This is a genomic window from Paenibacillus sp. P46E (assembly GCF_001909095.1).
Classification (GTDB): Bacteria; Bacillota; Bacilli; order Paenibacillales; family Paenibacillaceae; genus Paenibacillus_AQ; species Paenibacillus_AQ helianthi.
Map to the genome: position 1 here is coordinate 101,283 of NZ_LVYZ01000034.1, position 12,020 is coordinate 113,302.

The 12,020-nt window shown below is 50.3% G+C and carries 12 protein-coding genes; 2 read left to right on the forward strand and 10 right to left on the reverse strand.

Annotation, left to right across the window (positions count from 1 at the left end; genetic code table 11):
- Window positions 1-81 precede the first annotated feature (81 nt).
- Both icd and citZ read right to left on the reverse strand, forming a co-directional pair.
- A complete protein-coding gene (gene icd, locus A3849_RS11340) occupies window positions 82-1,377 on the reverse strand; it encodes an NADP-dependent isocitrate dehydrogenase (protein ID WP_074111510.1) in 1,296 nt (431 codons plus the stop codon).
- 158 nt (window positions 1,378-1,535) lie between these two features.
- Window positions 1,536-2,648, reverse strand: a complete 1,113-nt coding sequence (gene citZ, locus A3849_RS11345; protein ID WP_074111511.1) for a citrate synthase — start codon at window positions 2,646-2,648, stop codon at window positions 1,536-1,538.
- Between the two features lie 388 nt (window positions 2,649-3,036).
- Between citZ and ytvI the strand changes: the two genes are divergently transcribed.
- Window positions 3,037-4,152: a sporulation integral membrane protein YtvI gene (gene ytvI / locus A3849_RS11350; protein ID WP_074111512.1), complete on the forward strand. Its 1,116-nt coding sequence runs from the start codon at window positions 3,037-3,039 to the stop codon at window positions 4,150-4,152.
- 114 nt (window positions 4,153-4,266) lie between these two features.
- On the opposite strand, the gene A3849_RS11355 is transcribed toward ytvI, so the two are convergent.
- The 3 genes from A3849_RS11355 to A3849_RS11365 all read right to left on the reverse strand — a co-directional run bounded on the left by A3849_RS11355 (window position 4,267) and on the right by A3849_RS11365 (window position 6,452).
- Window positions 4,267-4,665 (reverse strand): FxsA family protein, encoded by a 399-nt coding sequence (locus tag A3849_RS11355; protein ID WP_074111513.1) that lies wholly within the window; start codon window positions 4,663-4,665, stop codon window positions 4,267-4,269.
- On the reverse strand, window positions 4,662-5,189 hold the full coding sequence (locus A3849_RS11360; RefSeq protein ID WP_074111514.1) for an acyl-CoA thioesterase: 528 nt from the start codon (window positions 5,187-5,189) through the stop codon (window positions 4,662-4,664). Before A3849_RS11360 ends, A3849_RS11355 begins: the two co-directional genes overlap by 4 nt.
- Window positions 5,190-5,270: 81 nt before the next feature.
- Window positions 5,271-6,452 (reverse strand): MFS transporter, encoded by a 1,182-nt coding sequence (locus A3849_RS11365; RefSeq protein ID WP_074111515.1) that lies wholly within the window; start codon window positions 6,450-6,452, stop codon window positions 5,271-5,273.
- 117 nt (window positions 6,453-6,569) lie between these two features.
- Between A3849_RS11365 and A3849_RS11370 the strand changes: the two genes are divergently transcribed.
- Window positions 6,570-7,313: a G1 family glutamic endopeptidase gene (locus A3849_RS11370; protein ID WP_074111516.1), complete on the forward strand. Its 744-nt coding sequence runs from the start codon at window positions 6,570-6,572 to the stop codon at window positions 7,311-7,313.
- A gap of 123 nt (window positions 7,314-7,436) precedes the next feature.
- Here A3849_RS11370 and pyk read toward each other — a convergent pair whose 3' ends face one another.
- The 5 genes from pyk to A3849_RS11395 form a co-directional block, all read right to left on the reverse strand.
- A complete protein-coding gene (pyk, locus tag A3849_RS11375) occupies window positions 7,437-8,861 on the reverse strand; it encodes a pyruvate kinase (protein WP_074111517.1) in 1,425 nt (474 codons plus the stop codon).
- A 330-nt stretch (window positions 8,862-9,191) separates the two neighbouring features.
- Window positions 9,192-10,193 (reverse strand): acetyl-CoA carboxylase carboxyltransferase subunit alpha, encoded by a 1,002-nt coding sequence (locus A3849_RS11380; RefSeq protein WP_074111518.1) that lies wholly within the window; start codon window positions 10,191-10,193, stop codon window positions 9,192-9,194.
- Window position 10,194: 1 nt separating this feature from the next.
- Entirely contained in the window at window positions 10,195-11,088 is an 894-nt protein-coding gene (gene accD / locus A3849_RS11385) for an acetyl-CoA carboxylase, carboxyltransferase subunit beta (protein ID WP_074084017.1), read from the reverse strand.
- A 75-nt stretch (window positions 11,089-11,163) separates the two neighbouring features.
- Window positions 11,164-11,352: a glutamate decarboxylase gene (locus A3849_RS11390; protein WP_074111519.1), complete on the reverse strand. Its 189-nt coding sequence runs from the start codon at window positions 11,350-11,352 to the stop codon at window positions 11,164-11,166.
- Between the two features lie 146 nt (window positions 11,353-11,498).
- Entirely contained in the window at window positions 11,499-11,999 is a 501-nt protein-coding gene (locus A3849_RS11395; RefSeq protein WP_074111520.1) for a phosphatidylglycerophosphatase A family protein, read from the reverse strand.
- Window positions 12,000-12,020 lie beyond the last annotated feature (21 nt).

Here is a 12,020-nt window from a genome sequence, read left to right on the forward strand (position 1 = left end):
CTCCTAAGCGTTTGTTAGGAATACGTATTGAATTCCTTCGTACAAACTCACTTCGTAAGCATATGCAATAGATTTCAGGGACTACAGGTGATTGATGATCTCGTCAGCAAATGCTGAGCATTTCAGCTCTGTTGCACCTTCCATCTGGCGGGCGAAATCATAGGTTACGGTCTTATTGTTAATGGCTGTGCTCATACCTTTGTAGATCAGATCAGCCGCTTCCTGCCAGCCCAGATGCTCCAGCAGCATGACGCCGGACAGAATCACTGAACCCGGATTTACCACGTCCTTATCCGCATACTTAGGTGCAGTACCATGAGTAGCTTCAAAAATAGCGTGACCCGTAATATAGTTGATGTTCGCGCCGGGTGCGATCCCGATGCCGCCGATTTGTGCAGCCAGTGCATCGGATAGGTAATCGCCGTTCAGGTTGAGCGTTGCAATCACATCGAAATCGGTTGGACGGGTCAATACCTGCTGCAGGGCAATATCCGCAATCGCATCCTTGATGATGATTTTACCTGCTGCTTCTGCTTCCTTCTGGGCAGCATTAGCTGCAGCCTCACCGCTCTGCTCCTTGATGGCATCATATTGATTCCAGGTGAAGACATGATCGCCGAATTCCTGCTCGGCTACTTCATACCCCCAGTTTTTAAACGCGCCTTCGGTAAACTTCATAATATTGCCTTTGTGTACCAGTGTCACACTCTTGCGGCCATGCTTGATTGCATATTCAACAGCGGAGCGCACCAGGCGCTTCGAACCTTCCATGGATACGGGTTTAATGCCGATTCCGGATGTTTCCGGGAAGCGGATTTTGTTCACACCCATCTCGTTTTGCAGGAATTCTATAACCTTCTTCACTTCAGCGGAACCTTCCTGATACTCGATTCCGGCATAGATATCCTCCGTGTTCTCACGGAAAATCACCATGTCCACTAGCTCAGGATGCTTCACAGGTGAAGGCACTCCATCGAAATAGCGCACCGGACGCAGGCAGACATACAGATCCAATTCCTGTCTCAGTGCTACATTCAGGGAACGGATGCCTCCACCGATCGGAGTAGTCAGAGGTCCTTTGATCGCAACAATGTACTCGCGAATTGCTTCAAGCGTATCATTCGGCAGCCATTCACCATATGTATTGAAGGCCTTCTCGCCGGCAAATACTTCGTACCAGGCAATCTGTTTCTTACCGCCGTATGCTTTGGCTACTGCGGCATCCAGTACCCGTTTGGAGGCTTTCCAAATGTCGCGGCCTGTACCGTCACCCTCAATGAACGGGATGATCGGATGATCCGGAACGAGCAGCTTGCCATCTTCGATTGTGATTTGTTCGCCTTCTGTCGGCAGATCGTATTTTTCCAGTTTCAACATTAGTGGGTATTCCTCCTAAAAATTTTGTTTGGTGAGCCTAGACTTCCTTGAATAGTCTTCGAATAGTCTTCGTTCAAAACTCTCTCTGGAAGCATAGGCTTTGAGTTTGGTTTATAGTTCATTCTACTAAAGGGGTACAGCGGCCCGCAAGGGCTGCTTTATCTCTCGTCCACCGGAACGTATTTTTGTTCGGACATTCCTGTGTATTCTGCACGCGGGCGGATGATGCGGTTGTCCTCATACTGCTCCAGAATGTGAGCTGTCCATCCCGAAACACGGCTGATTGCAAAAATCGGCGTGAACAGCTCCCGCTCAATGCCCAGCTGTGTATAGACCGAAGCCGAATAAAAATCAACGTTAGGCTTCAAGCCCTTACGCGAAGTAATCAGCTCCTCGACTTTGACAGACATATCATAGAGTGTTGTATCATTCTTCATCATCCCCAGCTCACGGGACATCTTCATCAGATGTTTGGCGCGCGGATCACCATTTTTGTAGACCCGGTGCCCGAAGCCCATGATCTTCTCACGGCGCTCCAGCTTACCGCTGACATACGATTCCACCGCATCCAGACTGCCGATTTCCTCAAGCATCTTCATAACCGCTTCATTCGCACCACCGTGCAGTGGTCCTTTGAGCGCGCCGATAGCCGAAGTGACCCCTGAATAAATGTCAGACAGTGTAGCAACCGTAACCCGCCCGGCAAAGGTGGACGCATTCAGCTCATGGTCGGCATGAAGTACAAGCGCGGTGTCTAGTGCCTTGACCGATACAACATCTGGCTGCTTGCCCCAGAGCATATACAGGAAATTCTCGGCAATGGACAGACCTTCTTTAGGGGCTATGGGCTCAAGCCCCTTACGAATACGGGCCAGCGCAGCAACCACTGTCGGGATTTGTGCCTGCAGCTTAACAGCTTTGGTCTCATTAGCTTCACGGCTCATATCGTCGGCGGCCGGATCATACAGGGCAAGGCTGGATACAGCCGAGCGAAGTGCAGCCATCGTGCTCACTTCTTTGGGGTACAGCTTCATTTGTGCAATCACCTGATCAGGGATTGGCGCAAAGGCGCTGAGATCACGCCGCAGGGCCTGCAGCTCAGGAGTCGTCGGCAGATTACCGAACCACAGCAAATAAGCAGTCTCTTCGAAAGTAGCGTTCTCCGCAAGATCATCGATATCGTATCCGCGGTAAGTGAGTACGCCGTCCACAATCGAACTGATCGAGGAGGTTGTGGCAACAATGCCTTCCAATCCTTTAGTAGCTGTCATAGTATCTCTCTCCTTTGCCAACTAGGTATAAATACTGTTATTACAGGGATGAAAACATTTACATTTTGATGTATCCAAACAATCAATAATTATGCAGATTGACATGCTGCAAAGAATGCAACGAACTTTCGGTGTGTAACCTTTAATAATCATACCGGATTTTGACGGTTATGTGAACAACGTGGAAGCTTTGGGACGCATCAAATGATTTTATCGGACAGATAGAAAAAAACTTCTGAAATCCCTGTTTCATGTTTGCGCTTTCAGTTTATAACGGCTGCTGTGAAAATGCGGATTCACGGGTCCGGTTAGTCTTTATATCCAATCTCTGAATATATATTAGACGAGCTGGTTCAGTAGCAGCAGCCTTTATTTGGAGGGATCTGGCATGGATTCGCTAGTAATAAAAAGAGTGCTGCGCGGCCTGTGGGTCGTGCTGGCGGCCTCATCACTGCTGGTGTCCGTCTATGTCTTGCTCCCGCTTATGTACCCTCTGCTCCTTGCCTACCTGCTCGCCTACCTGATGCATCCTCTGGTGCTTATTCTACTAGGCCTCAAGCTTCCGCGCTGGCTGGCTGTGTCGCTGTCACTGCTCTTTTATGTAGGGGGTACTGCGCTCGTATTGACTGCACTGATCACCCGCCTTGTTAAGGAACTGATCGTCTTGCTGCAGACATTCGATCTGCACACCGACCAGTGGCGGGAGCTGCTGCTGTCCATTAGCCGGAATGCCAGCATTCAAAATATTATTAACCAGATCAATCAGTTTTACCACGATAACCCAAACTATCATGCCACTATCGACAGTAATATCAGCAGGACTACGGAAACAGTAGGCCAAGCCATGACTCAATTCATTACCGGATTCTTCAATATGATCCTGAAGCTGATCTCCGCATTGCCAAGTCTGGGTACCATCCTTATCGTCATCATGTTATCCGCCTTCTTCCTCAGCACCGGCTGGGACCGGCATAATGCGAAGCTGAGAGCGCTTGTGCCTGCACCGATGCTCAGACCGGTATCCGAGATCTGGAAGGATCTGCGCAAAGCACTGTTTGGCTACCTTAGGGCACAGCTGGTGCTGATCTCAATCACGGCTATCATCGTCATTACCGGTCTCCTGGTACTTGGCGTAGACTCTGCATTTGCCATTGGGCTGACGATTGGACTGGTCGATCTGGTGCCTTATCTCGGAGTGGGGATTGTGCTGCTGCCATGGGCTCTATACTCCTATATGACCGGCAATCTGGCACTTGGCATCGGGTTATCGGTGCTCTATGCCGTAATTCTCATCACCCGCCAGATTCTGGAGCCTAAGGTACTTGCAAGCAGCATTGGCCTGGACCCGCTTGCCATGCTAATCGGCATGTTCGCCGGCCTGCAGCTGTTCGGCATGCTTGGTCTGATCCTCGGACCCGTCCTATTGGTCGTGCTTGATGCCTTTCACCGGGCCGGCGTGTTCCGCGCACTTCATAGTTATATCGTGAGCGGCAGGTTGCATTAACGCTGAAGCGTGCTTGTAGTGGAATTGAGTAAATAAAAAGAGCGCTCTATTGCATGAATCTGCAATAGAAACGCTCCAGCTGAACCGGGAATCCGGCACTTTCCTGTTACCGGCTTATCTGCGGTAAAAGGTGAAGGTGCCGTTTTTCATTTTTTTCTCAATCCATTTCAGCAGAAAAACCCGGTATAGCGGCCGGGTCAGCGGAAACACCAGCGAAAATCCGACAATATCCGTCACAAAGCCCGGCAGAATCAGCAGCAGGCCGCCAAAAAAAATGCACAAGCCGTCCAGCATGGTCCGCCCCGGCACCCGGCCCTCCTGCATCTGTGTTCTGCTGTCGAGCAGCACCTTCTTGCCTTCGAAACGCATCATCAAGAAACCGATCACAGAGCTGGCCAGCATGAGCAGCAGTGTCTTGGGTGCTCCGAGAAAACCTGCCACATAAATAAACCCGAATAATTCCACGGCCGGGATAATGAATAATGCAGCCCACAGCCATTTGTTCCTGATCATACTGCCCCTCCTTCTTCCCTAAGCGCCAAGGTTATGGCGTAAAACAATTCCGGAAGTATCCGGTCCAGTCGAACTGGCTTCCAGTCCATATTCAGCCACACGTGGCTGGTTGAACCCGTAACGAGCAATTCACCAGGCAGCTCATCAAGATATACAGGACCAGCTGTAAGCGCGGAAGAATCAGGTTCACCTGTTTCCGGCTCGGCCAATCGGCGGATTTCATATTCATATACGACCCGCAGTGCTGAAAAAGTAGTCAGGCGCGCATACACAGCAACAAGATCATCATATCGCGCCGGACTTTTAAATTGCAAATCTGCAGCCGTGACTGGCAGAAGCACACCCATATTTTCCAGTGTACGGTAGGCAAAGCCAAGACCCCTGAACATTTCTGTGCGTCCGCTCTCAAACCAGCTCAAATAATTAGCGTGATAGACCACACCCATCTGGTCTGTCTCCTGGTAGCGTACGCGGAATGAAGTGGCATGCCAGCGGCTGGCCAATCCCGGATTACGTGATCCCATAAATACCTTGCCCCTCTCTAAGCAGAAACGGCTGCTGCGTTCTTATCTTCTCAATAGGAATGTTAATTGTTACAGTGCCCCCTAGAGGCTTGCTCCTTCAGATGCCACCGGCAGCGGGACATTTCTTCGTGAGCTTCGAACAACGTAGAAAATCAAAAGTGCACCCGCCGCAGAACTGATCATACAAGACAAATTCATCAGCCACACACCACCCTCGTCCAGTAAAATCCCGTTCAGCAGATTGCCCAGAATCCCCGCAAAACCGGAGAATACGATGTTGAACACGCTTTGGCCGGTAGCCTGCATCTCAGGCAGCGTGATGTGCGATACATATTCCACCGCAGCGATGTAAAAGAGTCCGAAGGACACACCATGCAGTACCTGAACACCAATCATTACCGCAGGGGCCGGAAAAGCGAACTGGATTCCCCACCGCAGCACATAGATCAGAGCACCCAGCAGCAGCGTGCGCTCCCTCCCCAGCTTCCGGATGATCTTGGAGGCAAACAGCATGGAGGGGAAGTTCGTGAACGAAGCGATGAACAGCGCGATCCCCGCATGGCTGGTCGAGCCTCCTACTGATTGAAAAGCAATCACAAAGTAAGTACCGAAAGCGGTCATAGTCTGGTTGACCAGAAAGCTCCCGCCCAGAAAAGCCAGAAAGATCTTATTCCCCAGCAGATTTTTGATTCCTTTGGAGAACGACTGGCTCATCATCCGGTTCTCTTCCGCCTGTTTGGGCAGGGTAAACGCAATAATAACCGCGACACTGTTCAGAAGCAGAAAGGGCAGCCAGATCGTGGATACAGAAAAATGCGACACATACTGTGACCCGGCATAGGCCCCTACGGCCGCTCCTATGCTCAGCATCATCCGGACGCTCCCATAAGTGGAACCTGCCTGATTCGCCGCTACAATGGCATAGGAGTCGGCGATAGGAGCCTGTGTAGAAGAGAAGATGGTAGATACGGTATAGACCATCAGCAAAACTATGAAATACTCCGACTGATAAAAAACCGCCAGCACTGCTGGTACGGCCACACTAAGGATCAGCACCAGCCGTGCCTGATTGTAACGGTCTGAGATTACGCCCCATAAGGGCTGAATACAGATAGCAATCAAGGTACCCGTAGCCATCAGCATTCCGATCCGGCCGCTGCCGAGTCCATTGTGTTTTAGCAGCAGTGTAAGATACGAGCCAAAAGAGCCGCCGGCAAGTCCTAAAAAAAGATAAAACCCGCGCAGCTTCAATAATTTATCCATTTGTACGATAAGTCCTCTCTATTCCTTTTTAACGGAATACCCATACTTTATAAGTCTACACCGCATTAAATAGAGCAGCAGACCTAACTTCTCATATTGGTAAAAGGCGGTGAAACTGTGAGCAAAGCTAATCTTTCAAAAGGTACACGGCCTTGTATTACGGATAAATCCCATGCAGGCAGAGCCCGAAGCACCGGTTTTGGCTGGACCTCCGGCAACTGGAGCGGGTATGCCATCTCAGGCAAAAGGGCTTCCTTCCGGCGGATTTCCGGTGAATGGACAGTTCCTTTTGTCAAACCCACTTCCAGTCCCACCTATTCCTCTGCCTGGATTGGAATCGACGGCTTCAGGAATAACAGTCTGATCCAGACAGGAACCGGTCATGAATCCATAAACGGAGTTCTACATTACTATGCCTGGTGGGAAATTCTTCCTGCAGCTGAGACTGTAATCCCGCTTCCTGTTTCTCCAGGTGACCACATGCGGGCTTCCATCGTCAAGCTTAGCAGCGGCAAATGGCGAATTTCGCTCTGCAACCTCAGCAAAACCTGGACTTTCCATACTGTTCAGCGGTACTCCGGCCCGCAAACCTCTGCCGAGTGGATTTTGGAAGCGCCCCAGGTAGGAGGCAGCATCGGGGGACTTACCAAAATGTCACCCACCCGGTTCTCTTGCTGCCGGGTGAATGGAAAGAGTCCAAAACTTACGCCTGCCGACGGCGGAATTATGGTTCAGAATAAGGTTACAGTAGCTGTTCCTGCCTGCCCCAATGCAAGCGGGGATGCTTTTATCGTCAAACGCGTCTATCGAAAAGGGAAACCTCTGATTCATTCCAGAAGCCCTATTTTTGTCCGTTCATAATGTACTTTCCCCAAAACTCTCTATTCAATATATAACATCCATATTAATAAAAAAAGCAATGGCGTCTTGCACCATTGCTTTTTTGGGATTCAATCACACATGGCTGAGACAGATTCCTGAAGACTAGTCAGCAGGGATCGTATCTACTTTTACCAGGTTAGTGGAACCGGAACGTCCAAGTGGAATACCAGCTGTAATAACAACCAGATCTCCAGCTTTCACCAGGCCGGATGCTTTACCGCCTTTAAGAGCTGTTTCGAGCAACTCGTCTGTAGAAGTAGCTTCCAGTCCGTGAACCGGAGTTACGCCCCATACGAGAGCCAGTTGACGCATAGTTCTTTCTTGTGTTGTCACAGCGATAATCTGTGATTTCGGACGGTATTTGGAAACCACGCGTGCAGTGTGGCCCGTTACTGTCGAAGAAATAATAGCCTTAGCGTTCAGGTCCAGAGCGGAGATCGCTACGGATTGGCTGATTGCTTCAGTTACAGTAGTTTCCTGAGCGATTTGCTGCTTCATGAAGATTTCACGGTGGTTCAGTGCGGATTCAGCCTTCTCAGCAATGCGGGACATGGTCAGTACGGATTCTACCGGATATTTCCCGGCAGCTGTTTCACCGGACAGCATGATTGCATCAGTTCCGTCGAAGATTGCGTTCGCTACGTCACTCGCTTCGGCGCGGGTAGGACGCGGGTTGCGCTGCATGGAATCCAGCATTTGTGTAGCAGTGATTACCGGTTTACCGGCAATATTACATTTTTGAATCATCAATTTTTGAGCCAAAGGCACATCTTCAGCTGGAATTTCCACACCAAGGTCACCACGGGCAACCATCAGGCCGTCGGAAACTGCCAGGATTTCATCAAGGTTGTCAACACCTTGCTGGTTCTCAATTTTGGAAATGATTTGGATGTGGGAAGCGTTGTGCTTCTCAAGCAATGCACGAATTTCCAGAACGTCGCTGGCTTTGCGAACGAAGGAAGCGGCGATAAAATCGATGTCCTGTTCAATCCCAAAAATGATATCATTGGTGTCTTTTTCCGTAATGCCCGGCAGGGAGATTGCAACTCCTGGTACGTTAACGCCTTTTTTGCTCTTGATCGTACCGCCGTTAACAATGCGGGTCTTGATTTCTGTGCCTTGAACGTCAACAACGGTAAGTCCGATAAGGCCGTCGTCGATCAGGATAGTGGATCCTACTTGAACATCGTTAGGCAGGTCGCTGTAAGTGATGGAAATACGGTTTTGGTCGCCAAGGATTTCTTCCGTAGTCAATGTCAGATACTCGTCCTGAACCAGTTCAATCGGTTCTACTTCCAGCTTGCCTGTGCGAATTTCTGGTCCTTTGGTGTCGAGCAGGATAGCAACGGTTTTGCCAAGTTCTTGGGAAGCTTGACGGATCGTTTTGATCCGGTTGCCGTGCTCTTCAAAATCGCCGTGGGAGAAGTTCAGACGGGCTACATTCATACCGGCCAAAATCAATTTTTTGATATTCTCCAACGATTCACTAGCAGGACCAATCGTACATACAATTTTACTTTTCCGCATTAGGTTTTCCTCCGTTTTTTCGTTCTCTCTGTCTCACTTTTTCCAACTACAAAATCTACTATAAGGCATGCAATCTGCATAGGAACTTTGTCACATGTACCTTTTACTGCACCCTTATGAATATTACTGCAACTTGGACACAAAATCAATGTTGCAGCGACTTTTTACAGTAAATTTACTCCGGATTTTCAAAGAAGGGCAACAAAATAAAAACAACCCCGGAGCGATCACAGGGCTGTTATGATGGTAATAAATGTATACGGCTGCCCGTCCAGATCGAAGGCTGCCAAATCCCGATTTATGTCTAAAAGTGCAAATGGTTACCCATCCTTAGTCGACGATTTGCACTTCGGCCTCTGCACTGATCAGCTCAGCCTCAGCTTCGGCAAACACACCGATTTTGCGGAATTTAAGGTAACGGTCTTCCTTGAGCTCGGCGCAGTCCATACCCGACAACTCCTGCAAATGCCGCCATAAGGCATCCTTGATCGCCGCAGCGGTCTCTTCGTAGTCACGGTGAGCTCCGCCCCTAGGTTCAGGAACGATCTCCTCAATCACTTCCATCTCCAGCAGATCGGCCGCTGTAATCTTCATGGCTTCCGCAGCCTGCTCCGCCTTGGAAGCATCCTTCCACAGAATTGAAGCTGCGCCATTCGGCGAAATCGCTGAATAGATAGCATGCTCCAGCATCAGGACGCGGTTCCCTACCGCCATAGCCAAGGCCCCGCCGCTGCCGCCTTCGCCAATGATAACACAAATGACGGGTACGGCTAACTGCGACATTTCATACAGATTTCTCGCAATAGCTTCCGACTGCCCTCTTTCCTCTGCCGTATTCCCGGGGTAGGCTCCCTTGGTATCGACAAAGGTAATGACCGGACGGCCGAACTTCTCGGCCTGCTTCATCAGCCGCAGTGACTTGCGGAATCCTTCCGGGTGGGCGCTGCCAAAGAAACGGAGAATATTCTCCTTCGTATCCTTGCCCCGCTGCTGGCCGATCACCGTAACAGGAGTCCCGTTCAGCTTGGCAATTCCGCCAACTACGGCGAGATCATCTCCGAACAGGCGGTCACCATGCAGCTCAATAAAGTCGGTAAAGATCAGGCTCATCAGATCCATTGAAGTTGGACGGCCGTGATGCCGCGCCAGATGCATCTTCTGGGACGGCGAAATGTTAGAGTATATTTCATCTTCAAGCACACGGTAGCGTTCTTCAAGACGGGCGATTTCATCGCTGAAATCAATCCCTTTCTCTTCACCGAACTGATTCAGTTCGGCTATCTTCTTGCGCATTTCTAACAGAGGCATTTCAAAAGGCAACTCTCCCGCCAACCTAAAAGCCCCCTTTCACATCGTGTAAATCCAGCAGCTTGGCAAGGGTTGCACGCATTTCCTTACGGTGCACCACCAGATCAAGCTGTCCATGCTGCAGGTTGAATTCGGCAGTCTGGAAATCGTCCGGCAGCTTCTGGCGGATCGTCTGCTCAATGACAATCCGTCCGGCAAAGCCGAAAACCGCTCCCGGTTCGGCGATGATAATATCGCCCAGACTGGCAAAGCTTGCCGATACACCGCCCGTAGTCGGATCGGTAATCACGGAGATATACAGCCCGCCAACCTCGCCAAATCTGGCAAGCGCGGCACTGGTTTTGGCCATTTGCATCAGACTAAGGATACTCTCCTGCATCCGGGCACCGCCCGATGTGGAGAAAATCAGCAGCGGCAGTCTCTTCTCGGTGGCTTCTTCCACCGCACGGGTAATCTTCTCGCCGACTACCGAGCCCATGCTGCCGGTAAAGAACTCAAAGTTCATCACAGCCACAATTACAGGATGGCCGTTAATGGTTCCCTGGCCTGTAATGACAGCCTCAACCTGTCCTGTTTTGGATTGCTGCTGTTCCAGCTTAGACGCATAGCCGGGAAACTGCAGCGGGTCCACAGAGGCCATTTCACTGTCAAACTCAATAAACCCTTCAGGGTCCAGCGTCATCGCGATCCGTTCGGAAGCGTTCAGGCGCATATGGTAGCCGCAGGAAGGGCATACCTTCAGGTTCTTCTCCAGCTCCTTGCTGTATTGGATCGTTCCACATTTACTGCACTTGCTCATTAGCCCCTCGGGAATCTCCCGTTTGGGCCGTTCGCCTTCCGCCGATCCGCCGGTCCGCTCCACACGTTCTGAAGGAATGGTCGCGTACTTCCGTTTTTTCTGAAATAAATCTTTGAACAAGGGTCGCACCTCTTCAGCCGTTTATTTGCGTATACAGCGGCATGCCGCTGTTATGACTGTAATCTAAATGTTATTTCAGGGATGCAGAATCAGATTAAGGGCTTCCTGCACTTCCTCAAGCTCACCTGAAGGAACCAGAATCTCAAACTGCTGCTTGGACATATTAATCGGACGGCATTTTATCAGAAATCCTTCTTCCGCAAGCTTGCTCTGAATCATATCCGCCACTCTGGCGGTCGGCGCTATATAGATTACCGTCCACATGCCCTGCAAGGCCTCCCTAATCTTAATTCCCAGCCGTATCCCGTATAATGGAATCATGATAACACAGTTTTCTTTTTTCCCGCAACAGGAGCAGCGCGATGGAATTCAGACCAGGGGGCATCATCCGGCGTTTCCCGGGCAGGTAATTATTCCGTCCCGCTGATATGTGGATATACCTTTGCTCCTTCGTGCCGGTGGGCAATTCTTGCTGAAGCTGCAGCTGCAATTCCGGCGACAAGATCGTCCAGAAAAACATGGATACTCCCTTTATCATCGTTCAATTTCCCGATAATTCCCAGCTTTATTTTGTCAAGATATCCGAAACCTGTCAGTCCTATCATCCCATATACGCCCGTAATGCCGAGTGCCAGCGTCTCATCTGCACCATAAAGCGATTCATCGGCTTCCAGTACCGCCTGCAGCGGCTGGGGAAGCAGTCGTTTTTCCGCCAGTTCATCCAGCGCAACACCGGTCATCAGCGTGTACTGGACTTCTCTTTTGCCGAGCACTGCCTTGACACTGGACAGGCACTCTTCCTCTGTTAAATCCGCATAATAAGCCGATTGTAAAATATATACGATCTCAGCAATGGACGACAGGGATACTCCCCTGCGTTCCAGCAGCTCTGCTGCCATTTGATAAGACATGATGACCTTCCCCTTTCCGCA